The sequence below is a fragment of the Janthinobacterium sp. GW823-FHT01H08 genome (assembly GCF_058797855.1).
In genome coordinates this window covers 6,020,553-6,045,627 of sequence record NZ_CM179504.1, presented here as the reverse complement: position 1 = coordinate 6,045,627, position 25,075 = coordinate 6,020,553, and the positions used below count along the sequence as shown (strand labels likewise).

Here is a 25,075-nt window from a genome sequence, read left to right as displayed (position 1 = left end):
GGACTTTACCCGCTTTCGAGCGGGTTTTTTTTGAATAGCGGCTTGATAAATTGATAATCGCTGCACAGATGGGACACATCCCACTTCCAGCAGGTACGCCATGTTCATGCCACGCCATCCGAAACCCCTGTTGAGTACGAAGGCGGTTGCCACGCAGGTCGTCCAGCAGAAGCAGGGGACCCAGCCCATGGACAAGCATGTGCTGATCGTCGAGACGGTCAAGCCGGCGGCACCGCCGCCAGCGGGCAAGAAGCCTGCAGGCTAGTGCACGAGCACCTTCAGCAGCGACTGCACTTCATCGTCCGATTCTTCCATGATGCTCGACAAGGTCGCATCGTCGCCGATCAGGCAATCGATGCTGCGCGCGGCGCGCGCTGCCCGTACGGCAATGGCGGCCGGGCTTTCGTTGAGGGGCGACGAGACGGGCGCCAGATCATTTGCCAGCAGCAGGGTGTCGCCCAGCGATTCGGGCGGGATGGCGCGCAAGCCCTCCCACAGCGCATCGATGGCACCCCGCACCGCTTCCGGCACCTTCAGTTTGGCCAGGACGCCGTGGCCGATGGCCTGTTCGCCATGTTCGACCCAGTCCTCGGGTTCGCCATCGAGGATGCCGGGGAATTCGGCCGCGCGCGACAGCAGATAAAACCCGCCCACTTCATGCATGATGCCGGCAAACAGGGCCGTATCGGGATCGACCCTGGTGACGCGGCGGGCCAGCACCTGCGACAGGGCCGCCACATGGGCCGTATGTTCCCATAGCTGGTTGGCCTTCGCCTGCAGCGCGGGATCGGTGATGGTGCTGCCCAGCTGGCGCACGATCAGCGATGCCACCACCGATTGCAAGGTACGCACGCCGAGCCGCTGCACGGCGTTGCGCACGCTGGTGATTTCATTGCCGGAACGGTTGAACGCCGCCGAATTGGCAATGGCCACCGTGCGCGCGGCCAGCAGCGGGTCTGCCTGCACCAGCTTGGCGGCGGCCTCGATATGGCAGTCGGGATCGGACAGCGCCTCTTGCAGCTTGAGCGAAGCGTCCACATTGGCAGGAAAGGTCAGCTCGCCACGAGCGGCTTGTGCGGCGATGCTTTTAAAGGCGTCGAGTCTGTTCATTGAAAAAATTATACTCGCAATATTTCCGTGCGGAACTTTTTAACCGTGATCTTTTCACAAACAGCCGAGCAAAAGGCAAGCAAAGCCCCGTAAACGCAAAATGGGCACGCGTACAGTCGACGCGTGCCCATTTTGAACGACGAAATTCCGAACGCTTAACAAAACCATTGCGAGCGGATGGGATTTGTGGCTAAGAAGCGCAACCGTACTTTAGTACGGTGAGCATCGCAGGCCGCAAAGCGCACCGCGCAGCAGGTTTTGTTACGCGTTGTTAGAGAGATTCGCTGAAGATTGCGTCGCAGCCTTCCACCAGCTCGTCGCTGTCTTCCAGTTCATCGGTCAAGCCCAAGTCGAACAATTCTTCGACGGCATTCATGAAGCTGTTGTGCTTGGTGGCGCCGATCAGGCGGTAGATTTCGCCGTCTTCGTTGCGCACGCCGATGATCAGTTTTTCCTGGCGCACCAGTTCCGGCGTGCTGGCGTTGAGCAGCAGGTTGCCGATGATGTGTTTATCGAAATGTGCGGGCTTTTTGCCTTCGAGCAGTGTGGTTTTCAACTTGGTTTCCTTTGTCTTGTTTGAATGTCTGTGCTTGGTGAATGGTCAGCCGTGGCCGTTGGCGATGGCGTGCTTCAAGCCCGCCAGGATAGTTTCCAACTGCATGAAATCGTCTTCGGTATAGCCGTCGAACAGCTGTTGGCCCTGCTTGGTCAGCTTGGGGAACACGTCATGGAACACCTGTTCGCCCTCGCAGCTCAGGCGCACATAATAGGAACGCTTGTCGCGTGGACAACGTTCGCGTATCACCAGCCCCTTTTGTTCCAGCCGGTCCACCACGCCCGTCAAAGTCCCCTTGGTAATCAGGGTTTTCTGGCCCAGTTCCTTGTAGGACATGCCGCAGGTGTTGCCGAGCGTGGCAATGATGTCGAATTGCGCATGCGTCAAGCCGTACTGGCGCACGAAGTCGCTAGAAAACCGCTCGAAGCCTTGCATGCATTCGGCCAGCAGCCGGATACTTTTTAAATATCGTTCACCCATGGCAGTGATTATATCCTTCCGCTCCGCTTTTTTCCGCCGCGCCAGGATCGCCCTTGCATGAGGGGCTCGATGGGGCGGAAGTCCGGTATCATGTGGGCAACTCAGCCCTTGCCCCGATCCCGCCCGCCGATGTCCTTCGCTAATCTTTCCCGTATCGGCCTCGACAAACCGTTGCGTTTGCTGCTGGTGCATGCCGGCGATGCCGAGTCGATCACGTGGGCCGGCCTGGTGCAGCCGCTGCGCCTGTGCGCGCGGGCGCTGGGGCCGCAGGCGTTCCAGCTGGACGTGCGCACGCCGGAACAGGTGGCCGCGCAGGGCGGCCACTGGCATATCGCGCTGCTGGTGGCCGATGAAACGCAGGCGCCGCTGCGCGCCGAGCTGTGCCGGGCCGTGATCGAGCGCTGCCGCTCGGCGCCGTTCTGGGGCGGCGTGGGCGCGGCCGTGTTGTGGCTGGCCGACGCGGGCGTCATGGATGGCGTGCGCATCGCCTTGCCGTGGGCCTTGTATGCCGATGCGGAAGCGAAGGCGGAACGGGCCATCCTGACGCCGCATTTGTTCGACATCGACGGCCCGCACCTCACCTGCTGCGGCGGCGCGGCCAGCATCGACTTTTCGCTGACCCTGATCGAAACCATCTTTGGCGCCGACGTCCAGGCGCTCGTCAAGGAAGCCTTGTGCGTGGACAAGGTGCGCGGCAAGGAAGAACGCCAGCGCGTTGCCCTGCAGGCGCGCTTCGGCGTGTTGCAGCCGAAACTGTCCGAAGCGGTGACCTTGATGGAAGCCAATATCGAGGAGCCGCTGTCGACGGACGACATCGCCAGCCTGGTGGGCCTGTCGCGGCGCCAGCTGGAGCGGCTGTTCAAGCAATACCTGGGCAGCCTGCCGTCGCGCTACTACCTGGAACTGCGCCTGCAGCGCTCCAGGCAACTGTTGCTTGATACACATTATTCCATCGTGCAAGTAGGCCTGATGTGCGGCTTTTCCTCCGGCTCGCACTTTTCCACGGCGTTCGGCACCCTGTTTGGCAATACACCGCGCGAAGAGCGGCAAAGAAAGCTCATGCCACCTGTTTGATTCAGGCAAGCCCGGCTGTGATGAATTGTGAAAATCCTTGTCGCAGATTCAAAAGAGTTTTAGCATCCCGCTTTTTATAATGCAGTACACACGTAGCTGTCGTAGCTGCGGAGTACCTAACATATTGATGGGGAAATGCTATGAATGCCAAGCTTGATTCGACCGTAACGGCTCGTCCAGTCACCCGGGAAACCTTTGACCAGGTCCTCGTTCCTACCTACGCTCCTGCAGCCATGGTGCCCGTGCGCGGTTCCGGACTGGATCTGTGGGACCAGTCAGGCAAGCATTACCTCGATTTCACCTCCGGCATCGCCGTCAACAGCCTGGGCCACTGCCATCCGGCCCTGGTCGACGTGCTGACCAAGCAAATTAATAATTTGTGGCATTTGGGCAACGGCTATACGAATGAGCCTGTGCTGCGCCTGGCGCTGGCCCTGACGGAAGCGACCTTCGCCGACCGCGCCTTCTTCTGTAACTCGGGCGCGGAAGCCAACGAAGCGGCCCTGAAACTGGCGCGCAAGTACGCGCACACCAAGTTCGGCGCGCACAAGTCGCGTATCATCTCGTGCTTCAGCTCTTTCCACGGCCGCACCCTGTTTACGGTGTCCGTCGGCGGCCAGGCCAAGTACACGGAAGGCTTCGAGCCGCTGCCGCCGTCGATCGACCACATCGCCTACAACGACATCGAAGCGGCGCGCGCCGCCATCGGCGATGACGTGTGCGCCGTGATCGTCGAGCCGGTACAAGGCGAAGGCGGCGTGGTGCCTGGCAATCCGGAATTCCTCAAGGAGCTGCGCGCCCTGTGCGACAAGACCGGCGCCCTCTTGATTTTCGACGAAGTCCAGAGCGGCATGGGCCGCACTGGCGCGTTGTTCGCCTACATGGGCTACGGCGTCACGCCGGACATCCTGACGGCCGCCAAGGCGCTGGGCAACGGCTACCCGATCGGCGCCATGCTGACCACGAATGAACTGGCGCAAACGCTGGCCGTCGGCACCCACGGAACCACCTACGGCGGCAATCCGCTGGCCGCCACCGTGGCCCTGACCGTGCTCGACACGATCAACACGCCAGCGTTCCTGGCGCGGGTGAAAGAAGCGAGCGTCAACACCATCGCCATGCTGCAAGGCTTGATTACGGATTACCCGCAAGTGTTCTCCATCGTGCGCGGCAGCGGCTTGCTGCTGGGCCTGGTCGTCAGCGATGCCTTCAAGGGCCGCGCGAAAGACATCCAGAAAGCGGCCGAAGCGCAAGGCTTGATGGTGCTGATCGCCGGCATGGACGTGGTGCGCCTGGCACCGGCCCTGATCGTCTCGGACGAGCAGATTGCCGAAGCGGGCCGCTTGCTGCGCGCCGCCATCGACGGCATGCTGAAAGCCTGAGGCTAGCCTCGCTCCCTGTTTGATCACCGGCCCGCCGCTTTGCTGCGGGCCGGCTTGGTTCTGCCCCCAGCATCGTCAGCATTGAAGGAGTACCCATGTATGTTGTCCGTCCGGTAGAAATTGCGGATATTGCAGCCCTCGAAGCGCTGGCCGCGGTAACCATGCCGGGTGTCCATACCCTGCCGAAGACGCGCGAGAAAATCGCCGCCTCCGTCGAGCGCTCCATCGCCTCGTTTGCCGCCCATGTCGACATCCCCAGCGAAGAGTCGTACCTCTTCGTGCTTGAATCCCTGCTCGACAAGAGCATTGCCGGCACGGCCGCCATCTTCGCCTCGGCCGGCTCGAACGGCACCTATTTTTCCTTTCGCAACGACGTCATCCAGCAAGTCTCGCGCGACCTGAACATCAGCCACAGCGTGCATGCGCTGACCCTGTGCTCCGAGTTGACGGCGTACTCGCAGCTGTCCGGCTTCTTTGTGCGCAATATGGAGCAGGCGGGCCTGGAAGCGGCCCTGCTGTCGCGCGCGCGGCTGCTGTTCGCCGTGCTGGCGCCGCACCGCTTCGGCGACCGCTTCTTCGTGCCGCTGGCCGGCATCACCGACGCCAACGGCCAGTCGCCGTTCTGGGATGCGCTGGGCCGCAAGTTCTTCCAGATGGATTTCCTCGATGCCGAAAAAGTCATCGGCGGTGCGCGCAACCGCACCCTGATCGTCGAACTGATGCCGCACTACCCCGTGTACGTGCCGTTGCTGCCCGGCGACGCGCAGGCGGCCATGGGCCAGATCCACCCGAGCGGCGAACTGGCGTTCAATCTGCTGACGGAAGAAGGCTTTGAAGCGGACGATTACATCGACATCTTCGATGGCGGCCCGATCCTGCAGGCGCACAAGCATGCGCTGCGCTCGTTTACGGGCTCGCTCACGCGCCGCGTCGTCGCAGGCGTCACGCCCAGCCGCACGGGCCTGAAAGTCAATTATGCGGTCGCTTCCGGCGCCGAGCGCAATTTCCGCGCCGTGACCTTTGCCTGCGATGCGCTCGAAGCGCAGGACAGCATCGGCTTGCCGGCCGACCTGCTCGAGGCGCTGGCCGTGGCCGAAGGCGACAGCGTCATTTGCGTGCGTATCTAAGGGAGTTAATTTTATGCTAGTAGTACGCGCCATCAACGCCAATGACCTCGATGCCCTGTATGGCCTGGCCAGCCAGGTCGGCACGGGCATGACCACCCTCAAGCCGGACATGAAAATGCTGGGCGACCGCCTGGCGATTGCCTGCGCCTCGTTCGCCGAAACCATCGCGCCCGAAAAGCGCGACTACATGTTTGTCATGGAGGATACGGACACGGGCCGCCTGGCCGGCGTATGCGCCATCAAGGGCGCCGTGGGCCTGGACGAACCGTTCTATAACTACCGCATCGGCACCCTGGTCCATTCCAGCCGCGAACTCGATGTGTTTACGCGCATGGAAACTTTGTACCTGTCGAACGACCTGACGGGCAGCACGGAACTGTGCTCGCTGTTCCTGCACCCCGATTATCGCAGCGGCAACAACGGCAAGCTGCTGTCGAAAAGCCGGTTTCTGTTCATCGCCCAGTTCCCGCACCTGTTTACGGAAAAGCTGATCGCCGAAATGCGCGGCTACCAGGCGCCGGACGGCAGCTCGCCGTTTTATGAAGGCCTGGGCCGCCACTTCTTCAAGATGGATTTCCACCACGTCGACGATCTGACGAGCCTCGGTAAGAAATCGTTCATCGCCGAACTGATGCCGCGCCAGCCCATGTACGTGGCCTACCTGCCCGACGAGGCGCAAGAAGTCATCGGCAAGGTGCATCTGAGCACGGCGCCCGCGCGCCGCCTGCTGGAACAGGAAGGCTTGCACTTCGAAGGCTATGTCGACATCTTCGACGCCGGTCCCGTGCTGCAGGCGCGCGTGTCCGAACTGCGCGCCATGCGCGACAGCATGCCGGCCGTGCTCGACGCCGAAGCTGCGCCTGAAGCGTGCGGCGACGCCGCCCAGGCCGAGCCTTACCTGGTGTCGAACACCGACCTGAAAGATTTCCGCATGATCGTCACCAGCGCCAACCCGCACAGCGGCAAGATCGCGCTGGACGACGATGAACTGCATCTGCTGCGCTGCCGCAACGGCGACACCGTGCGCACCTTGTCACTCAACCCGAGGAAGCATCCCCATGTCTAATGTGAATACCACGCAATCGAACTTCATCAACGGCGCCTGGCTGCCGGGCACGGGCCGCGAACTCGTTACCATCGATCCGTCGAACGGCAAGCAGACCTGGGCCAGCCTGGAAACGACGCCAACACAGGTCGAAGAGGCTTGCCAGGCCGCCCGCGCCGCCTTCGAAGCATGGGCCGATACGCCCGTCGAAGAGCGCATCGCCATCTGCGTACGCTTCCGCGAGCTGCTCAAGGAACATGCGGAAGCGCTGGCGCTCTTGATTTCGGAAGAAGTGGGCAAACCGTTGTGGGAGTCGCGCACGGAAGTGGCCACCATGGCCAACAAGATCGATATCTCGGTGCAGTCGTACCACGCGCGCACGGGCATCACGCAAAGCAGGATCGCCGACGGCGACGCCGTGCTGCGCCACCGCCCGCATGGCGTGTTCGGCGTCTTCGGGCCGTATAACTTCCCGGGCCACCTGCCGAACGGCCACATCGTGCCGGCCCTGATCGCCGGGAACACCATCGTCTTCAAGCCCAGCGAATATGCGCCGCGCACGGCCATCAAAACCGTGCAGCTATGGCAGCAGGCAGGCTTGCCGGACGGCGTCGTCAACCTCGTCAATGGCGGACGCGACACAGGCGTGGCGCTGGGCGCGAATGCCCACCTCGACGGCGTGCTGTTTACGGGTTCCTGCCAGACGGGCATCAGCCTGCACCGCCAGTTCGGCGGCCAGCCGGGCAAGATGCTGGCGCTGGAAATGGGCGGCAACAACGCCCTCGTCGTATGGGACGTGAAGGACGTGGACGCCGCCGTGCACCACGCGATCTTCTCCGCCTTTGTCTCCGCCGGCCAGCGCTGCACCTGCGCGCGCCGCCTGGTGGTGCAGGATAACGCCGCCGGCGCCGCCTTCGTCGTGCGCCTGGTGGAAGTGGCGGCGAAACTGGGCATCGGCGCGTCCGATGCGCAGCCGCAGCCATTCATGGGACCCGTTGTCTCGAGTGCCGTGGCCGCGCGCCTGGTGCAGGCGCAGGCGGACATGGTGGCCAAGGGCGGCACGGCCCTGCTGCAGATGCGCCAGTTGAATCCCGAGGCGGGTTTTGTCACGGCCGGCATCGTCGACGTTACCAACGCTGTCGGCATCCCCGACGAGGAATGGTTCGGCCCGCTGCTGCAGGTGATCCGCGTGGCCGATTTCGATGCTGCCCTGAAGGTTGCCAACGCCACCGAATTCGGCCTGGCCGCGGCGCTCTTGTCCGACGATGCGGCCCTGTGGCAAACGTTCCAGACGCGCGCGCGCGCCGGCATCGTCAACTGGAACCGTCCCACCACGGGCGCGGCCAGCACGGCGCCGTTCGGCGGCATCGGCAAGTCGGGCAACCACCGTCCGAGCGCCTATTACGCAGCCGATTACTGCGCCTATCCGGTCGCGTCGATCGAGAACAGCGTATTGGAACTGCCGGCCAAGCTGTCGCCCGGCCTGAATTTTTAAGGAAATCCCATGCACAGCACGCGCGAATACAATTTTGACGGCCTGGTCGGGCCATCGCATAACTATGCCGGACTCTCGTTCGGCAACGTGGCCTCGTTCAGCAATGTGAAAAGCGCCTCGAATCCGAAGCAGGCCGCCTTGCAGGGCCTGGCCAAGATGCGTGCGCTGGCCGCGCGCGGCTTTGCGCAAGCCTTGCTGCCGCCGCAGGACCGGCCGAATTTCCGCCTGCTGCGCGCTATCGGTTTCACGGGCACGGACGCCGAGGTGCTGGCGCGCGCCTACCAGGAGTCGCCCGTCATCCTGGCCTGCGCGTACTCCGCCTCGCCCATGTGGACGGCGAACGCCGCCACGGTCAGCCCGTCGGCGGACACGCACGATGGCCGCGTGCATTTCACGGCCGCCAACCTGAATAACAAGCTGCATCGCGCCTTCGAGCACGCGCAGTCGGCGCGCAGCCTGCGCGCCATTTTCAGCGACGAGCAGCACTTCGCCGTGCACGACGCGCTGCCGTCGACGCCCGCCTTCGGCGACGAGGGCGCGGCCAACCACACGCGTTTGGGCGCGAACCACGGCGCGCCGTCCGTTGAATTGTTCGTGTATGGTCGCGTGGAGTTCGATCCTTCCGCGCCGTCGCCGAAGCGCTATCCGGCACGCCAGACCCTGGAAGCGTCGCAAGCCGTGGCGCGATTGCACGGCCTCGACGCGAAGCGCACCGTGTACGTGCAGCAGAATCCGGAAGTGATCGACCAGGGCGTGTTCCATAACGACGTCATCGCCGTCGGCAATGGCAATGTGCTGTTCTATCACGAACAGGCGTTTGCCGATGAAGAGGAAAGCCTGTCGCAGCTGCGCCGTGCCGTTGCCGCCACGGGGGCGGAACTGCAAGCCTTGCGCGTGGACACGGGCCAGGTGCCGATCGCGGACGCCGTCAGCAGCTATCTGTTCAACAGCCAGTTGCTGACGAAAGAGGGCGGCAAGATGGCGCTGGTGATCCCGCAGGAATGCCAGGAAAACCGCGCCGTGTCGCGCTACCTGGAAGGCCTGGTGGCGAGCGGTGGACCGATCGATGAACTGATCCATTTCGACCTGCGCCAGAGCATGCGCAACGGCGGCGGGCCCGCCTGCCTGCGTTTGCGCGTGGCCCTGACGCAAACCGAGGCGCGCGCCATGCACCAGGGCGTGATCATGACGGAAACGCTGTACCATCGTCTGGTGCAGTGGGTGGAAAAGCACTACCGCGACCATCTGGAGCCGGGCGACCTGGCCGACCCGCAGCTGGCGCTGGAAGTGCACGCGGCGCTTGAAGAATTGACGATCATCCTCAACTTACCTGGATTGTACGACTTGTAGGCGATAGAAAAACACACAGAAAAAATCCGAGACAAACTATCCGTAGCACAGAATTGGACGGGCGACCCCCCGTCTCTTGACACCGCTGCCGCCCAGCCACAAGCCCGAACGACAGCGTTGGACATTCACATTACCGTAATGGAGATGCAAGATGAATCACACGCCACAAGATTTGCGTACACAAACGCTGGAGCTGATTAACGCGGCAGGCAATGCGGGCAAGGCGGCAGCGCCTGTCGTGCAGCTGGTGCAGGCATGGCTCGACTCGCTCGACGCCGAAGACCTGGCCGACATCGCGCCCGGCAGCCTGGCGCCCGTGCTGGTCGACGGCTTCACGCAAGCGGCCAAGCGCACCGGCAGCGGCTGTCAAATCGCCACCCTGCGTTATGCGGATGGCCGTGGCGGCATGGCGAGCGCCTTGCTGATCCTGAACGAAGACATGCCTTACCTGGTCGACTCCATCGTCATGGCCATGCGCCGCCAGCACATGGCCGTGCGCGGCGTGATGAATACCGTGCTGCCCGTGCGCCGCGCTCTTGATGGCAGCGTCGAAGCGGTGCGCCAGCCGGGCGATCCGCTCGAATCGTATGTGCTGGTGCTGCTCGACGAAGAGCTGGCGCCGCAAGCCCTGGCAGCGCTGGTCGCCGCCCTGGAGACGGTCGCGCGTGACGCTGCCGTCGTGCGCCGCGATGCCGCCGCCATGAGCGAGCGCCTGGCCGCCGTCGCCACGGCTGCAGCGCAGCATGGCGAAGAGGGCGCGGAAGTGGCCGCCTTCCTGGAATGGGCGCGCAGCGGCGGCTTTGAAGTGTTCGGCTATGCCTACTACCGCGTCAAGCCGGGCGTGCGCGAACTGGAACGCGACATCCCGAGCCGTGTCGGCGTACTGCAGGATACGGCGCACCCGGTCTACGGCACCTGCCTGGCGAATATCCCGGGCGACTTCGACACCCTGGCCAAGCGCGACTCGGCGCTGTCCATCGTCAAGGCCGACGTGGCGGGCACTTTGCACCGCGACCAGCAGCTCGACTTCATCGGCGTGCGCGACATGGATGCGCAAGGCGCGATCCTGGGCGAGCATTGCTTCGTCGGCCTGTTCACCCGTGCCGGCAATTCCACCCCGCTGGCGGCGCTGCCGTTTGCGCGCGGCCGCGTGGCCAAGGTACTGAGCCTGGCCGGTGTGCGCCAGCAAGGCTTCCGTGCCGAGAAATTCCGCGAAATCCTCGAATCCCTGCCGCGCACGGAAGCGCTGGAAGCGGACCTCGACTGGCTGGCGCAAGTGTGCGGTTCCGTCGTTTCGCTGTACAAGCAGCCGCGCACCAAGGTCTTCGCGCGCCGCGACGTGTACGCGCGCCACCTGAACGTGCTGGTCTACCTGCCGCGCGAGCGCTACAGCGCCAGCGTCGCATCGAGCCTGGCAAAAGCCCTGCAAGCCAGTTCCGGCGCCACGCACGTGAGCACGCAGACCCTGGTGGCCGACGGCCCGCTGGCGCGCGTCTACCTGATCGCCCACGCCGCGCGCTACCCGCTGGACCTGGAAACGGATATCGAACAGCCGCTGCTGGGCGTGCTCGATGGCTGGCATAACGGCTTTGCCGCCGTGGCCGACGCCGTGCCCGACGTGGCCCTGCGCACCAGCCTGCGCAAACTCTGCGCCACATTACCGCTCGACTACGTGGCCGCCACCGCGCCGGCCATCGCTTTCCGCGACCTCGACACCATCCTGCGCAATACCGATCCGGCGCACGTGGCCGTGCGCATCGAGACGGGCTTTGTGACCACGATTCGCCTGTACTCGGCCAACAAGGTGCCGCCGCTGTCGACCATTTTGCCGGCCCTGCACAACGCGGGCGTGGCCATCGACCGCGAACAGGCGTATTCGGTTTCGCTGTCCGACGGCACGCGCTATTTCATCACCAGCCTGACGGTCGATGCCGCCAGCGCGGCGAAACTGGCGCAGCCATCCGTCGTCGCCGTGGCGCAGGAATTGTTTGCCGCCCTGTTCAACGACACGGCCGAAGATGGCCGCCTGAATGGCCTCGTCATCGAAGGCGGCTTGTCGACGCGCGAAGTGCAGCTGGTGCGGGCCTACACCAGCTACTGGCGCCAGACGGGCAGCCGCTTCTCGGTGCGCTACATCGCCGAGAGCCTGCGCAAACAGCCGGCCCAGGTCAAAGCCCTGGTCGAAGCCTTCCTGCAGCGCTTCGACCCAGCGCTGTCCGATGCGCAGCACGCGGCCGCCCTGGAGGCAATCGCCGCCATCAAGGCGGGCCTGCCCTCCGTGAACCATGCCGATACCGAGGAAATCCTCGGCGCGCTGGCCGACCTGATGGCAGCCACCCTGCGCACCAGCTACTTCCAGAACAACCAACAAGGCGACAAGATCATCTTCAAGTTCGACACCAGCAGCCTGGCGCTGGTGCCGGAACCGCGTCCTTACCGCGAGATCTTTGTGTTCTCGCGCCGCTTCGAAGGCGTGCACCTTCGCGGCGGCCCTGTCGCCCGCGGCGGCTTGCGCTGGTCCGACCGCATGGAAGACTACCGCACCGAAGTGCTGGGCCTCGTCAAGGCGCAGATGGTCAAGAACGCCGTCATCGTGCCGGCCGGCGCGAAGGGCGGCTTTGTCTGCAAGATGATGCCGAAGGACGCCGTGCGCGAAACCATCGCGGCCGAAGGCGAAGCCGTCTACCGCCTGTTCATTTCCAGCCTGCTGGAAGTGACGGACAACCGTTCGCTGGGCAATATCGTCGCGCCAGTCGATACCGTCTGCTTCGACGACGCCGACCCGTACCTGGTGGTCGCTGCCGACAAGGGCACGGCCACGTTCTCGGACATCGCCAACGGCATCGCCGTGCAGCGCGGTTTCTGGCTCGGCGACGCGTTCGCCTCGGGCGGCTCGAACGGCTACGACCACAAGAAACTGGGCATCACGGCCAAGGGCGCATTCGAAGCCGTGAAGCGCCACTTCTATGAAATGGACCACGACCTGAACACCACCCCGATCACCATGGTCGGCGTGGGCGACATGTCGGGCGACGTGTTCGGCAACGGCGTATTGTTGTCGCGCCAGCTGAAACTGGTGGCCGCATTCGACCACCGTCATATCTTCCTCGACCCGACACCGGACGTCGCCGTCTCGTTCGAGGAACGCGCGCGCCTGTTCGCCTTGCCGCGCTCGTCGTGGGACGACTACAACAAGGACTTGATCTCGGCAGGCGGCGGCGTGTATCCGCGTTCCGCCCGCACGATCGAGCTGTCGCCGCAGATCCGCGCCGCGCTCGATATCGCCGAGACCTCGCTGGCGCCGGAAGAACTGATGCACCGCATCCTGAAATCCCCGGTGGACCTGTTCTACAACGGCGGCATCGGCACCTACATCAAGGCCTCGACCGAGACGCACGCACAGGTGAAGGACCGCGCGAATGACCATATCCGTGTCAATGGCAATGAGCTGCGCGTCAAGGTCGTGGCCGAAGGCGGCAACCTCGGTGCGACGCAGGCGGGCCGCATCGAGTTCGCGCTGGCGGGCGGACGCATCTTCACCGATGCGATCGACAATTCGGCCGGCGTCGATTGCTCGGACCATGAAGTGAACGTGAAAATCTGGCTGGACGTGGAAGTCAATGCGGGCAAGCTGACGGAAGCGGAACGCAACCGCGAGCTGTATGCGATGACGGACGACGTCGAGCGCCTGGTCTTGCGCGACAACACGCAGCAGACGCATTTGCTGGTGCGCGAATTGCAGGCGCAAGGCGAGAGCGCCGTGCAGGATGGCTATGCCGCCCTGATCGCCAGCCTGGAAGAAGAAGGCGCCCTGTCGCGCGAACTGGAGCAACTGCCGTCGGTGGCCGAACTGGCGCGTCGCAAGGCCGATGGCCGGGGCCTGACCACGCCGGAACTGGCGGTGGTGATCGCCAACGTGAAGAACCGTTTCAAGCGCATCCTGTCCGCCCTGCCGCTGACGGACGAAACGTGGGCCGAGCCGGTGCTCAAACCCTACTTCCCATCCTTGCTGGTGGCAACCCGTTCGGCGCTCGACCACCCGCTGGCCAACGCCATCCTGGCGACCGTGCTGGCCAATGAAGTGATCAACCGCTGCGGCCCGCTGATGATCCGCAACCTGGCGGCGGAACACGGCGTGGACGAGTCGGCCGTGATCCTGGCCTGGGGCCAGGCATGGGTGGCGCTGAACCTGGCGCCCGTGTTCGACGCGCTCGACGCGGATGCCCTGACGGTGCCGCGCGACGTGTCGATCAAGGTCGATGCGCAAACGCGCGTGCTGCAGCAAACGATGATCGCCGGCGTGCTGTCCGTGCCGGCCGAGCAGTTGCGCGGCGCGGGCCTGGCCGAACTCACGCGTTTGTTTGGCGCGGAATCGAAGCGCGAGCTGCTCAAAGCCGTCGGCATCAAGTCGGAAGCGGCGCTGGTGCCGGGCTTGACGCCGGCCTTCGTGCAAGCGTGGGATGCGGTCGATGCGCTGGAAGTCGTTGCCGGCTTCCTGTTCCCGGCCCTGTCCGTGCCGCGCCCTGCCTCGATGGACCTGGCGGCCTTCCTGCAGGTGGGCCTTGCTCTGCGCAGCCAGGCGGGCATCGACACCCTGGAGCGTGGCCTGAAGCTGGCCGCGCAAGGCAAGTCGCAGGAACAGTTGCGCAACTATGCGCAGCAAGCCCTGCGCCGCACGCAACAGCGTCTGCTGACGCAGGTGCTGGCGCGCGCCGAGCAAGGCAATGCAGGCCAGGCCGTCGATGCGGTGACGGGCGCGCTGGGCCTGTCGGCCTATGTGGCGGCGACGGAACTGGAGCAAGCCATGCTGGACGTGTGGACCTTGTCGGAAGCCGTGAATAAAATCACGGCGAAAACCCCAGCGGAAGCGGCGGTGTAATGACGCAAGATGCAACACAGCTAGTAGAGGGCGCTGGCGGCTTGCCGCCAGCCGTGCAGGCGCTGGCGCAGGCCGATTTCAGCGGTGTGGCGCAGCTGTTCGCCAACGCCGGTTTCACGGTGGCCTTGCCGGCGCCCGGCATGCTGCAAGTGGTCAAGCCGCAAGCCGATAAGGGCCGCGCCAGCGTGGCCGTTTCTGTCGGCGTGCATGGCGACGAGACGGGGCCGATCGAAGTGCTCGCGCATCTGCTCGACGCCCTGTCGCGCGATGCGTCGCAGCTGGCCGTCGATTTGCTCGTCTGCGTGGGCAATGTCGACGCGATCCGGGCCGGCAAGCGTTTCATCGACGCCGACCTCAATCGCATGTTCCGTCCCGTGCGGGGCGGCCTGGCGCAAGCGGCGGAAAGCGCGCGCGCCGATGAAATGATCGCTGCGACCAAAGCGTTCTTTGACGCGGCCGGTCCCGCGCGCTGGCACCTGGATTTGCACACGGCCATCCGGCCTTCCGTGTACCCCACGTTTGCCATCGTGCCGGACCTGGTGGCCGACGAGGCCAAGGCGCAGCTGATAGCCTGGCTGGGCCAGGCGGCCATCGGCGCCATCATCATGAACCCGCAGTCGGCCGGCACCTACAGTTATTATTCGGCCGAGCATTGCGGCGCGGCCGCCAGCACGGTGGAGCTGGGCCGCGTGGGCACCCTGGGGCAGAACGATTTATCGCTGTTCGACGACGTGTCGCGGGCGCTGGACGGCCTGTTGCGCGGCCTGCCTGCGCAGCCCGTCAAGGCGCAACCGCACGTGTTCAAGGTGGCGCAGGAAATCATCAAGCACAGCGAGGAGTTCCGCATGGCCTTCGATCGCGGCACGCAGAATTTCACCTCCCTGCCGCAGCACGCCGTGATCGCCAGCGATGGCGACCACGTCTACACGGTGCGGCACGCGGAAGAGCTGGTGGTGTTCCCGAACCCCGATGTGCGCGTGGGCTTGCGCGCCGGATTGATGGTGGTGCGCGTGGCGTGATCGTCCAGTCCTCACACAGCATTTGGCGCCAGCCGGGGAAACCCGCCTGGCGCTTTTTTCATAAAAAATGCCGCACAGAAATAATTATCCATTAAGCAATTGATTGGTTTAAAATATTTACCCTTTGCAATTTTTTGGACCAATCATGTTGAAACGCCTGCTGACAGCCTTGCTGTGCCTGACCCTCTCCGGCCTCACGGCTGCCGCCCCTGCCGATGAGAAGGCGGCCGCACCGGAAATGACGGCCGAGCAATTCCTCGCCCAGCTGCACCTGCAGCGCGGCAAGATCACCTTGCCGGGCGGCATCGCCACCCTGGATTTGCCCGCCAACTTCCGTTACTTGTCGCCGACGGACGCCGAGCGCGTGCTGGTCGATGCCTGGGGTAATCCACCGGGCATGGAATCGCTGGGCATGATCGTGCCCGCCAAGACCAGCGTGCTCGAGCGCGATAGCTGGGGCGTGATCGTCACGTATGAAAAGGAAGGGCATATCAAGGATGACGATGCGGACAGCATCAAATACGACGAATTGCTCAAGGATATGCAGGCATCCGTGCTGGAAAACAATGCGGAGCGCAAGAAGCAGGGTTATCCGGGCATCCATTTGATGGGCTGGGCGGAAAAACCCAGCTATGCCAAGGATACGCACAAGCTGTACTGGGCCAAGGATTTGATGGTCGATGGCGGCGAACACTCGCTGAACTACAACGTGCGCGTGCTGGGGCGCGAAGGCGTACTGAACCTGAATGCGATTGCCAGCATGCAGCAGATCGAAGCGATCAAGAAAGAGATGCAGCAAGTGACGGCGTTCACGGAATTTACCGACGGTAACCGCTACACGGATTTCGACAGCAAGACGGACAAGGTGGCCGAATACGGCCTGGCGGCGCTGGTGGCCGGTGGCGTGGCCAGCAAGCTGGGCCTGTTCGGCAAACTGCTGGCGCTGCTGCTGGCCTTCAAGAAAGTGCTGATCCTGGCCGTGGTCGGTGCCGGTGCGGCCATCGTCAAGTTCTTCGGCGGCAAGCGCAAGGACACGCCGCAGCCGCAGCCAGCACCGCAGCCGGAACCAGCGGAACAGCCCGCTCATGCGCCCGATGGCAAGGTGAATCTGGAAAAGTAGGATGAACTGAGCCGCTCGGTGCGCTGACGCACAGGAGTGGCATTGTGCGCGCTGCCGGAAGACAGCGCCTCGGGTACACTGACTCATCGTTCACTATCAGGAGTTCCCCATGTCCGTGTCCATGTATCAGGCAACCATCCCCGTCTTCATCCGCGGCTTGCGGGTCGTCTCGGCCCTGCTGGAAAAAGCGCAAGCGCATGTCGAGGAAGACGGCATCGTGCCCGAGATTTTGCTGGGTGCGCAGCTGGCGCCCGACATGCTGGACTTGACGGCGCAGGTGCAGCGCGCCAGCGATACGTCGAAGATGTCGGTCGAGCGCCTGAGCGGCGTGCCGGCGCCGAAGTTCGAGGATAATGAAGCGTCGTTCGAGCAGTTACAGGAACGCATCGCCAACACCATCGCTTATATCGACAGCGTCAATGCGGGCCAGATGGCGGGCAGCGCGCAGAAGGAAGTGGTGCTGAACTGGACAGACGAGGGGACAAAATTCTCGGGCGACGATTACCTGCTCAGCTTTGCCTTGCCGAATTTCTATTTCCACGTCTCCATGGTCCACGCCATCCTGCGCAACAATGGCGTGGCCGTGGGCAAGCTCGATTATCTTGGCCCGTACGACTGAGACTGATTATTGCTGCGGTTGCTGCTGAACCTGGTTTTGCACCGCATTGCCCAGCATGCCGCCGCCGATCACGCCGGCCACCGTCGCCAGCGCCTTGCCGCGGCCGCCACCGACCTGATTGCCGATCAAGCCGCCGATGACGGCGCCCGTGCCGATGCCCACGTAGTTCGGTTGTGCCGGCGCCGGCGCAGGCTGCTGCTGGCGGACCGGTTCGCGGTAGGCCGTGTCGCGGTAGCCGTCATTGTTGTCACGGTAGGCAGGACGGGCCTGCGCCACTTGCGTGTGGTGCACGACGCGCTTGTGCACGACGGGGGCCGGGGCTGGTGCCGGAGCAGCTTGCGCCACCACGGGAGCGGCCAGCGGTGCGGTTACGGGAGCAGTCGCGGGCGCTGCCAGCGCAGCGGCGTTCGCCGGCGTCATGGCGGCCACGTCGGCACGTACGGCAGGTACATTCGCCCGCGAATTGGGCAGGATGCCGGCGATGGACGCCGCGCCCACCAGGCATAGGACCGTCACGGAAATGGCGGCGCCGGCCATCAAGGGGTGGATGCGGCTGGCGGTAGTCGTCGTGTTCATGTGCTCTCCTGGGGTGGTATTGCGGGCGTTGTTGATGTGTCCAGATTAGCGGCCCCGCCTGCCCAAGGCTAGCCCTTGCGCTGTATCAAACGTAAGCAGGTGTAAGCCGCACTTTCCAAAGCACAGTAGAATCGGTGCTTCCCCTTTTCCGAAAGTCCGCCATGAGCCAGCTATTCACTCCGTTTGCATTGGGGCCGCTGCACGTGGCCAACCGCATCGCCATCGCGCCCATGTGCCAGTACTCGGCCGACAACGGCAACGCCACCGACTGGCACATGATCCACCTGGGCCAGTTGGCCCTGTCCGGCGCGGGGCTGCTGATGACGGAAGCGACGGCCGTCTCGCCCGAGGGACGCATCTCGGCCGACGACCTGGGCCTGTGGTCGGACGCGAATCAAACGGCGCTGGCCAAGGTGGTGCAGGCGATCCGCCGCCACTCCCCGATCCCGCTGGTGGTGCAGCTGGGCCATGCGGGACGCAAGGCGTCGAGCCGTGCGCCGTGGCAGGGCGGCACCTGCGTGCATCTGGCCGACGGCGGCTGGCAAACGGTGGCGCCTTCGGCCATCGCCCACGCACCGGGCGAAACCGTGCCGCTCGCCCTGGACGAGATGGGCTTGCTGCAGATCAAGGGAGCGTTTGTCGCCGCGGCCCAGCGCGTGCATGCGCTCGGCATCGAGGGCATCGAACTGCATGCGGCGCACGGCTATCTGCTGCACCAATTCCTGTCGCCCCTGTCCAACCAGCGCAGCGATGCGTATGGCGGCAGCCTGGACAACCGCATGCGCTTTCCGCTGGAAGTCTATGCAGCCGTGCGCGCCGCCGTGCCGGCCAGCATGGCCGTGGGCGTGCGCCTTTCCGCCACCGACTGGGTCGAGGGCGGCTGGGACATCGAACAAAGCGTGCGTTTCGCGCAGGAACTCAAGCAGTTGGGCGCCGATTTCATCCACGTCTCCAGCGGCGGTATTTCGCCACAGCAGCAGATTCCCGTGGGACCCGGCTATCAGGTGGCGTTTGCCGAACGCATCAAGCGCGACAGCGGCTTGCCCACCATCAGCGTGGGCCTGATCACGGAAGCGCAGCAAGCCGAAGACATCATCGCGCACGGCCAGTCCGACATGGTGGCGCTGGCGCGCGCCATCCTGTTCGACCCCCGCTGGCCCTGGCATGCGGCGGCCCAGCTGGGCGCGCAAGTGTCGGCGCCGCCGCAGTACTGGCGTTCGCAGCCGCGCGAATACAAGAACCTGTTCGGCGACACGACCCTGGGCCAGCGCTAACGTGTCTCGTCTGCTACACTGACGCTTCTTCATCCATTTCTCCAGGACGCTTCGACATGCGCCATTGATACTGCCGTGCTGTGCACGGCCTTGCCCATCCCGCCAGCGCGCCATTGCGCCGCGCGGATTCGCCAGCCTTGCTCAAGGAGTATCCATGTCCGCATTACTGCAACTCGACCGTCTTTCCTTTGTGCTGCCCGATGGCCGCGCCTTGTTTTCCGATTTGCAATTTTCTTTTGCCCCGCAACGTATCGGCCTCGTCGGCGATAACGGCGTGGGCAAGAGCGTGCTCGCGCGCCTGCTGGCAGGCCGGGCGCAGCCGTCTTCTGGCGCCGTGCGCTGTGACGGCAGCGTGCATTACGTGGCGCAGGAGCTCGATCCGGAGCGCTATCGCACGGTGGCGGCGCTGGCCGGCATGGACGACTTGCTGGCCGCGCTGGCGCGCATCGCCGCCGGCAGCATCGACGAGGCCGACTATGCACTGGTGGGCGAACGCTGGGATGCCCAGGCCCGATTGCGCCAGGCGCTTGATGCGCTCGATTTGCGCCATGTCGATGCCGATACATCAACGGCCAGCCTGAGCGGCGGCGAACGCCAGCGCATCGCGCTGCAGGGCGCCTGGCTGTCGCAGGCGGACTGGCTGGTGCTCGATGAACCGAGCAACCACCTTGACACGCGGCAGCGCGCCCGCCTGGTGGCGCAGATGGCGCGCTGGCCGGGCGGCTTGCTGCTGATCAGCCATGACCGCGGCTTGCTCGAGCACGTCGATGCAATCGCCGAGCTGTCGCCGCAGGGCTTGCGCAGCTATGGCGGCAATTACGCGCTGTATGCGCAGCAGCGCGCGCTGGAACAGGCCGGTTTTGCTGCGGCCCTGCAGGCGGAAAAGGCTGGTGCCCGACGCGAACAGCGTGAAGCGCAACAGCACGCCGAGCGCCAGCAGCGCCGAGTCGGACGCGGCGAGAGGGAAGGGCGCGAAGGCAACCAGAGCAAGCTGCTGCTCGACGCGAAAAAGGAGAAAAGCCAGGATAGCCAGGGCAAGCTGCGCGTGCGAGCGCAAGAGGCGCAGCAGGCGCGCCAGCAGCGCGTGATGGATGCCAGCGCCCGCTGTGCGCCCGAGGCCGAACGGCTGCTGCTGGCGCCCGAGAGCGCCGTGCCGAACGGCAAGCTGATCCTGGAGCTGCGCGAGCTGGTCTTGCCGCATGGCCAGGCGCAGCCTGTGAACCTGGTCTTGAGCGGGCCGCGCCGCCTGGCCGTGACGGGCGACAATGGCAGCGGCAAGTCGACCCTGCTGCGCGTGATCGCCGGACAACTGGCGCCCGCCAGCGGCGAGCCGCGCTGCTATGCGCAGGTGGCCTGGCTGGACCAGCATGCTGGGCTGCAAGACGGCGAGTGCAGCGCCGTGCAACGCTTGCAGGCACGCAACAGTATCTTGCCGGAAGGCGAGCTGCGCACGCGGCTGGCGCTGCTGGGCATTGCCGGCGCGCGCGCCACCATGCCCAGCCGTTTGCTCAGCGGCGGCGAGCGCATGAAGGTGGCGCTGGCGGCCGAGCTGTATGCGCAGGCGCCGCCGCAACTGCTGCTGCTCGACGAACCGGACAATCATCTGGACCTGGCCAGCCTGCAGGCGCTGGAGCAGATGCTGCTGCAATACCAGGGGGCGTTACTTGTGGTTTCGCACGACCAGGCATTTTTGGAGGCAATAAATCTTGACCCCGAGGGCTTGACATTGCACAAGTGACAATTTAATGAAAAAAGTCACGCTCGATGCCTGTAGAGCATGCTTCATGAACCGATGCTGAATTTTGTTTGATTGTCGGTATAATCCACTGAATAACCGGGCCTATTTGTGAACTAAAACTGCTGGTTCACCAATATGATGACGTTTAATCTGGCACTGTTGTCGGTCACTACCGCGCTGCCAGGGCGTCATCCTGCGTGCCCTGCCGTGCATGAATTTTGGTTTCGCTTATATTGTTTTCTTGGAGAAATAGCATGTCGTTTTACGAAAAAATCAAAGCCCTCAACATTGAATTGCCAGTCGTCGCCGCCCCAGCTGCCGCCTACGTGATGCATGCCCGCACGGGCAACACCGTCTTCCTGTCCGGCCACCTGGCCAAGAAGGATGGCAAGGTCTGGGTTGGCCAACTGGGCAAGGACGTCACCACGGAAGAAGGCAAGATCGCTGCGCGCGGCATCGCCATCGAACTGATCGCCACCCTGCAAGATGCATGCGGCGGCGACTTGAACAAGGTCAAGCGCATCGTCAAGGTCATGAGCCTGGTCAATTCCACCTCCGAATTCACGGAACAGCACCTGGTGACCAATGGCGCCTCGGAACTGTTCGTCGAAGTCTTCGGCGATAGCGGCAAGCACGCCCGCTCCGCCTTTGGCGTGGCGCAAATCCCGCTGGGTGCTTGCGTCGAGATCGAGCTGATCGCCGAACTGGCCTGACGCAGTAGCCTGAACACATGAGCATGCCGGCGATTGCCGCCGGCTAGCCCTTTCCTCCTTTCCAGCAAGAGCGGAACCGCCATTGGGGTGGAGGGATCGGTGTATTCAAGAAAAAAACGGAGACACGTAATGAAAACGAGTGAACAAGGCTTGCACCGCGGCCTGGGCGAGCGGCAAATCCGCCTGATGGCGCTGGGCGCCGCGATTGGCGTGGGCCTGTTTTTGGGTTCCGGCAACGCCATCAAGATGGCCGGTCCCGGCATCATGCTGTCGTACATCATCGGTGGCGCGGTCATCTTCATGATCATGCGCGCGCTGGGCGAAATGGCCGTGCACAACCCGGTTGCCGGTTCCTTCAGCCGCTATGCCCAGGATTACCTGGGCCCCCTGCAAGGCTATCTGACGGGCTGGAACTACTGGTTCCTGTGGCTGGTCACGTGTGTGGCGGAAATTACCGCCGTCGCCATTTACATGGGCATCTGGTTCCCCGACGTGCCGCGCTGGATCTGGGCCCTGGCGGCCCTCGGTTCCATGGGCGCCATCAACCTGCTGGCCGTGAAAGCCTACGGCGAGTTCGAATTCTGGTTCGCCCTGATCAAGGTCGTCACCATCATCCTGATGATTGTCGGCGGCACGGGCATGATCGTCTTCGGTCTCGGCAACGGCGGCGTGGCCATCGGCATCTCGAACCTGTGGACGCATGGCGGCTTCTTCCCGAATGGCGCGCAAGGCGTGCTGATGTCCTTGCAGATGGTGATGTTTGCCTACCTGGGCGTGGAAATGATCGGCCTGACGGCCGGCGAAGCGGCGAACCCGAAGAAATCGATTCCCGACGCTATCAATTCCGTGTTCTGGCGCATCCTGATTTTCTATGTCGGCGCGCTGTTCGTCATCCTGTCGATCTACCCATGGAATGAAATCGGCACCACCGGCAGCCCCTTCGTCATGACGTTCGAACGCCTGGGCATCAAGACGGCCGCCGGCATCATCAACTTCGTCGTGCTGACGGCAGCCTTGTCGTCGTGCAATGGCGGTATCTTCAGCACGGGCCGCATGCTGTACAACCTGGCGTTGCAAGGCCAGGCCCCGAAGGCGTTTGCGGAAACGACGGCCAGCGGCGTGCCGCGCCGCGCCATCCTCGTGTCCGTCGTGGCGTTGCTGCTGGGCGTGCTGCTGAACTACATGGTGCCGGAAAAAGTGTTTATCTGGGTCACCTCGATCTCGACCTTCGGCGCCGTCTGGACCTGGGGCGTGATCCTGGTCACGCAGATCCAGTTCCGCAAGACCTTGACGCCGCTGGAAATCAAGAACCTGGCCTTCCGCATGCCGTTCGCGCCGTATGGTTCCTGGATTTCGCTCGCGTTCCTGGCGCTGGTGATCGGCCTGATGGCGTATTTCCCCGATACGCGCATCGCCCTGATGGTGGGACCGGCCTGGCTGATCCTGTTGACGGTGCTGTATTACGCGCTGGGCCTGGCGCCGAAAGACCGGCGCGACGACGTGCCGCAAGGCTACGAAGCGGGCTGGCCTGCGGCCGATGCGCCGCACGTCAAGAAGTAAACCAGCGTAGTTGAGCTGAATCAAAAGCGCGCCCCTGCCACTGCAGCGGCGCGCTTTTTCTTTCATAGAAGCAACTTCTTCTGCGCCAGCACTGTTGCGGCTTTGCTGGCGCACGCCTGGCGTTGTTTCCTTGCATCAAAGTTCTGTTTAGCTGAGCCGGTGAAAGCCCTATAATCGCTTAGTTTTGAAAATGGACGCGATCTTTCCGGTTTTTTGCCAGGTAGGGCCGGAGCGCCGTTTTTATGTGTTTTTACCCGTCATGTTCCGAACAACACCTGACAAAACCGTAGCGAGCGGAAGTGAGTTGTGGCTAAGAAGCGCAGCTGTGCGAATGCACAGTGAGCATCGCAGGCCGCGAATCGCGACGCGCAGTAGGTTTTGGCAGGTGTTCAAGTGCATGCCTCATAAAGGAAGTCTAGTGAGCCAAACCCTGGTCCAGAAACTCTGCCGCACCAAGCCGATCGATACCACGGTCGAATATGGTGAAGGCCTCAGCAGCAGCGGCTTGAGCCGCTCCATCGGCCTGTTTTCCCTCACCATGATCGGCGTCGGCGCCACCATCGGCACGGGCATCTTCTTTACCATGGTCGAAGCCGTGCCCAAGGCGGGCCCATCGGTCGTCCTGTCCTTCCTGATCGCCGCCATCACGGCCGGCCTGACGGCCTTGTGTTATGCGGAATTGTCGTTCCGCATCCCCGCCTCCGGCTCCTCGTATTCGTTTGCCTACGCCACCGTGGGCGAGTTTCTTGCCTTCATCATGGCTGCCTGCCTGCTGCTCGAATACGGCTTGGCGGGCAGTGCCGTGGCCATCGGCTGGTCGTCCTACCTGAATAATTTCTTGGAAAATGCCTTCGGCTGGCATATCCCCGAGATGCTGCGCACGCCGATGATCGTTTCCGGCCCGCATGGCATGGAGTTCCACTCCGGCCACATCAACCTGCCGCCCATCTTTTTGATCTGCATGTGCGGCTTTTTGCTGCTGCGCGGCGCCAAGGAATCGGCCCTGATGAACGCCATCATGGTCATCATCAAGCTGTCTATCCTCGTGTTCTTCATTGCCATTGCCTTTTCCGGTTTTAATGCCGACAACTTCGTACCGTTCTTTAATACCGACAATAGCAAGGGCTTTGCCGGCATGACGGGCGTCACCGCTGCTGCCGGCACCGTCTTCTTCTCCTTCATCGGCCTCGATACGGTGGCGACGGCGGGCGATGAAGTGAAAGATCCCAAGCGCAATGTGCCGCGCGGCATCCTGTATGGCTTGCTGATCGTTACCGTGTTTTATTTGCTGGTCGCCGTGGCCGCCCTCGGTGCGCAACAGGCGAAATTGTTCGAAGGCCAGGAAGCGGGCCTGGCGGTGATCCTGCAAAACGTGACGGGCAAGACCTGGCCCGCGCTGGTGCTGTCGGCCGGTGCCGTCATTTCCGTCTTCAGCGTAACCCTGGTGACGATCTACGGCCAGACGCGCATCCTGTTTGCCGTCAGCCGCGACGGTCTGATCCCGAAATCGTTTCAGAAGATCCACCCGCGCACCCTGGTGCCGGTCAGCAATACCATCATCGTCTGCCTGGTGGTGGCTCTGGTGGCCGGTTCCGTCGATGCGACTTACCTGTGGGACATGGTCAGCATCGGCACCCTGACGGCGTTCATGGTGGTCTCGATCGCCGTGCCCGTACTGCGCCACAAGCAGGGCGCCAACCGCATCGAAGGCTTCAGCGTGCCGTTCGGGCCGTACGTGATTCCCGGCCTGAGCGTACTGGCTTGCCTGTACATCATGCGCGATTTGCCGCATACGACGTTTGTCGTGTTCAGCGTGTGGATGGCGGTCACGGTGGCCATTTACTTCCTGTACAGCATGCGGCATTCGCACCTGGGCAAGAAGGCCCGCTGATGCAGCCTGTTCCATCCAAAACCGCCGCGCTTGCCGGCGGTTTTTTTTATTTCTAACCGGAATTTAC

20 protein-coding genes are annotated in these 25,075 nt (G+C 63.5%); 16 read left to right on the top strand and 4 right to left on the bottom strand.

All coding sequences use genetic code 11. The features are described 5' to 3' along the window. Positions 1 to 100: 100 nt before the first annotated feature. Positions 101 to 265, top strand: a complete 165-nt coding sequence (locus tag AC3RCG_RS27205) for a hypothetical protein (RefSeq protein ID WP_162995790.1) — start codon at positions 101 to 103, stop codon at positions 263 to 265. Here AC3RCG_RS27205 and AC3RCG_RS27200 read toward each other — a convergent pair. The 3 genes from AC3RCG_RS27200 to AC3RCG_RS27190 all read right to left on the bottom strand — a co-directional run bounded on the left by AC3RCG_RS27200 (position 262) and on the right by AC3RCG_RS27190 (position 2,146). After that, positions 262 to 1,110 carry an HDOD domain-containing protein gene (locus AC3RCG_RS27200; protein WP_070220681.1) on the bottom strand — a complete coding sequence of 283 codons (849 nt, stop codon included), beginning with the start codon at positions 1,108 to 1,110 and terminating at the stop codon, positions 262 to 264. The two genes, AC3RCG_RS27205 and AC3RCG_RS27200, sit on opposite strands and share 4 nt — an antisense overlap. Positions 1,111 to 1,381: 271 nt before the next feature. Beyond that, positions 1,382 to 1,666 carry a hypothetical protein gene (locus AC3RCG_RS27195; protein WP_070290811.1) on the bottom strand — a complete coding sequence of 95 codons (285 nt, stop codon included), beginning with the start codon at positions 1,664 to 1,666 and terminating at the stop codon, positions 1,382 to 1,384. Between the two features lie 45 nt (positions 1,667 to 1,711). After that, positions 1,712 to 2,146 (bottom strand): MarR family winged helix-turn-helix transcriptional regulator, encoded by a 435-nt coding sequence (locus AC3RCG_RS27190; protein ID WP_492402088.1) that lies wholly within the window; start codon positions 2,144 to 2,146, stop codon positions 1,712 to 1,714. Positions 2,147 to 2,275: 129 nt separating this feature from the next. Between AC3RCG_RS27190 and AC3RCG_RS27185 the strand changes: the two genes are divergently transcribed. The 10 genes from AC3RCG_RS27185 (at position 2,276) to AC3RCG_RS27140 (ending at position 17,256) form a co-directional block, all read left to right on the top strand. Further along, positions 2,276 to 3,220 (top strand): GlxA family transcriptional regulator, encoded by a 945-nt coding sequence (locus AC3RCG_RS27185; RefSeq protein WP_492402089.1) that lies wholly within the window; start codon positions 2,276 to 2,278, stop codon positions 3,218 to 3,220. 140 nt (positions 3,221 to 3,360) lie between these two features. Further along, complete coding sequence (astC, locus tag AC3RCG_RS27180; RefSeq protein WP_070220673.1) at positions 3,361 to 4,602, top strand: acetylornithine/succinylornithine family transaminase; 1,242 nt, start codon at positions 3,361 to 3,363, stop codon at positions 4,600 to 4,602. A gap of 95 nt (positions 4,603 to 4,697) precedes the next feature. Next, complete coding sequence (locus AC3RCG_RS27175) at positions 4,698 to 5,729, top strand: arginine N-succinyltransferase (protein WP_070220671.1); 1,032 nt, start codon at positions 4,698 to 4,700, stop codon at positions 5,727 to 5,729. A gap of 13 nt (positions 5,730 to 5,742) precedes the next feature. After that, positions 5,743 to 6,795 carry an arginine N-succinyltransferase gene (gene astA, locus AC3RCG_RS27170; protein WP_099411299.1) on the top strand — a complete coding sequence of 351 codons (1,053 nt, stop codon included), beginning with the start codon at positions 5,743 to 5,745 and terminating at the stop codon, positions 6,793 to 6,795. After that, complete coding sequence (gene astD, locus AC3RCG_RS27165) at positions 6,788 to 8,269, top strand: succinylglutamate-semialdehyde dehydrogenase (protein ID WP_492402090.1); 1,482 nt, start codon at positions 6,788 to 6,790, stop codon at positions 8,267 to 8,269. The genes astA and astD overlap by 8 nt, the downstream gene beginning before the upstream one ends. A 9-nt stretch (positions 8,270 to 8,278) precedes the next feature. After that, positions 8,279 to 9,619, top strand: a complete 1,341-nt coding sequence (astB, locus tag AC3RCG_RS27160; RefSeq protein ID WP_492402091.1) for an N-succinylarginine dihydrolase — start codon at positions 8,279 to 8,281, stop codon at positions 9,617 to 9,619. Positions 9,620 to 9,770: 151 nt separating this feature from the next. Further along, complete coding sequence (locus AC3RCG_RS27155; RefSeq protein WP_492402093.1) at positions 9,771 to 14,498, top strand: NAD-glutamate dehydrogenase domain-containing protein; 4,728 nt, start codon at positions 9,771 to 9,773, stop codon at positions 14,496 to 14,498. After that, entirely contained in the window at positions 14,498 to 15,517 is a 1,020-nt protein-coding gene (locus AC3RCG_RS27150; RefSeq protein WP_492402094.1) for a succinylglutamate desuccinylase, read from the top strand. The genes AC3RCG_RS27155 and AC3RCG_RS27150 overlap by 1 nt, the downstream gene beginning before the upstream one ends. A gap of 145 nt (positions 15,518 to 15,662) precedes the next feature. After that, complete coding sequence (locus AC3RCG_RS27145; RefSeq protein ID WP_070290818.1) at positions 15,663 to 16,637, top strand: DUF2167 domain-containing protein; 975 nt, start codon at positions 15,663 to 15,665, stop codon at positions 16,635 to 16,637. Between the two features lie 109 nt (positions 16,638 to 16,746). Beyond that, entirely contained in the window at positions 16,747 to 17,256 is a 510-nt protein-coding gene (locus AC3RCG_RS27140) for a DUF1993 domain-containing protein (protein WP_046684523.1), read from the top strand. A 6-nt stretch (positions 17,257 to 17,262) separates the two neighbouring features. On the opposite strand, the gene AC3RCG_RS27135 is transcribed toward AC3RCG_RS27140, so the two are convergent. Continuing rightward, entirely contained in the window at positions 17,263 to 17,832 is a 570-nt protein-coding gene (locus tag AC3RCG_RS27135) for a glycine zipper 2TM domain-containing protein (protein WP_492402095.1), read from the bottom strand. 161 nt (positions 17,833 to 17,993) lie between these two features. On the opposite strand from AC3RCG_RS27135, the gene AC3RCG_RS27130 reads away from it, so the two are divergent. From AC3RCG_RS27130 to AC3RCG_RS27110, 5 genes are all read left to right on the top strand, one after another. Beyond that, positions 17,994 to 19,106 carry an NADH:flavin oxidoreductase/NADH oxidase gene (locus AC3RCG_RS27130; protein ID WP_492402096.1) on the top strand — a complete coding sequence of 371 codons (1,113 nt, stop codon included), beginning with the start codon at positions 17,994 to 17,996 and terminating at the stop codon, positions 19,104 to 19,106. A 154-nt stretch (positions 19,107 to 19,260) separates the two neighbouring features. Continuing rightward, positions 19,261 to 20,844, top strand: coding sequence for an ATP-binding cassette domain-containing protein (locus tag AC3RCG_RS27125; protein ID WP_492402098.1), 1,584 nt, complete (start codon positions 19,261 to 19,263; stop codon positions 20,842 to 20,844). 254 nt (positions 20,845 to 21,098) lie between these two features. Beyond that, a complete protein-coding gene (locus tag AC3RCG_RS27120; RefSeq protein ID WP_058048365.1) occupies positions 21,099 to 21,557 on the top strand; it encodes a RidA family protein in 459 nt (152 codons plus the stop codon). A gap of 129 nt (positions 21,558 to 21,686) precedes the next feature. Next, positions 21,687 to 23,117, top strand: a complete 1,431-nt coding sequence (locus AC3RCG_RS27115) for an amino acid permease (RefSeq protein ID WP_492402100.1) — start codon at positions 21,687 to 21,689, stop codon at positions 23,115 to 23,117. A 418-nt stretch (positions 23,118 to 23,535) separates the two neighbouring features. Next, positions 23,536 to 25,008, top strand: coding sequence for an amino acid permease (locus AC3RCG_RS27110; protein ID WP_083287022.1), 1,473 nt, complete (start codon positions 23,536 to 23,538; stop codon positions 25,006 to 25,008). The last annotated feature ends 67 nt before the right edge of the window (positions 25,009 to 25,075 follow it).

Excerpts from the sequence above, each read along its gene's own strand:
- AC3RCG_RS27155 (WP_492402093.1), top strand. The coding sequence starts at position 9,771 with ATGAATCACACGCCACAAGATTTGCGTACACAAACGCTGGAGCTGATT.
- astC (WP_070220673.1), top strand. The coding sequence starts at position 3,361 with ATGAATGCCAAGCTTGATTCGACCGTAACGGCTCGTCCAGTCACCCGG.
- AC3RCG_RS27150 (WP_492402094.1), top strand. The coding sequence starts at position 14,498 with ATGACGCAAGATGCAACACAGCTAGTAGAGGGCGCTGGCGGCTTGCCG.
- AC3RCG_RS27125 (WP_492402098.1), top strand. The coding sequence starts at position 19,261 with ATGTCCGCATTACTGCAACTCGACCGTCTTTCCTTTGTGCTGCCCGAT.
- AC3RCG_RS27185 (WP_492402089.1), top strand. The coding sequence starts at position 2,276 with ATGTCCTTCGCTAATCTTTCCCGTATCGGCCTCGACAAACCGTTGCGT.
- AC3RCG_RS27190 (WP_492402088.1), bottom strand. The coding sequence starts at position 2,146 with ATGGGTGAACGATATTTAAAAAGTATCCGGCTGCTGGCCGAATGCATG.
- AC3RCG_RS27175 (WP_070220671.1), top strand. The coding sequence starts at position 4,698 with ATGTATGTTGTCCGTCCGGTAGAAATTGCGGATATTGCAGCCCTCGAA.
- AC3RCG_RS27120 (WP_058048365.1), top strand. The coding sequence starts at position 21,099 with ATGTCGTTTTACGAAAAAATCAAAGCCCTCAACATTGAATTGCCAGTC.
- AC3RCG_RS27200 (WP_070220681.1), bottom strand. The coding sequence starts at position 1,110 with ATGAACAGACTCGACGCCTTTAAAAGCATCGCCGCACAAGCCGCTCGT.
- astD (WP_492402090.1), top strand. The coding sequence starts at position 6,788 with ATGTCTAATGTGAATACCACGCAATCGAACTTCATCAACGGCGCCTGG.
- AC3RCG_RS27135 (WP_492402095.1), bottom strand. The coding sequence starts at position 17,832 with ATGAACACGACGACTACCGCCAGCCGCATCCACCCCTTGATGGCCGGC.
- AC3RCG_RS27115 (WP_492402100.1), top strand. The coding sequence starts at position 21,687 with ATGAAAACGAGTGAACAAGGCTTGCACCGCGGCCTGGGCGAGCGGCAA.
- astA (WP_099411299.1), top strand. The coding sequence starts at position 5,743 with ATGCTAGTAGTACGCGCCATCAACGCCAATGACCTCGATGCCCTGTAT.
- astB (WP_492402091.1), top strand. The coding sequence starts at position 8,279 with ATGCACAGCACGCGCGAATACAATTTTGACGGCCTGGTCGGGCCATCG.
- AC3RCG_RS27145 (WP_070290818.1), top strand. The coding sequence starts at position 15,663 with ATGTTGAAACGCCTGCTGACAGCCTTGCTGTGCCTGACCCTCTCCGGC.
- AC3RCG_RS27205 (WP_162995790.1), top strand. The coding sequence starts at position 101 with ATGTTCATGCCACGCCATCCGAAACCCCTGTTGAGTACGAAGGCGGTT.
- AC3RCG_RS27140 (WP_046684523.1), top strand. The coding sequence starts at position 16,747 with ATGTCCGTGTCCATGTATCAGGCAACCATCCCCGTCTTCATCCGCGGC.
- AC3RCG_RS27130 (WP_492402096.1), top strand. The coding sequence starts at position 17,994 with ATGAGCCAGCTATTCACTCCGTTTGCATTGGGGCCGCTGCACGTGGCC.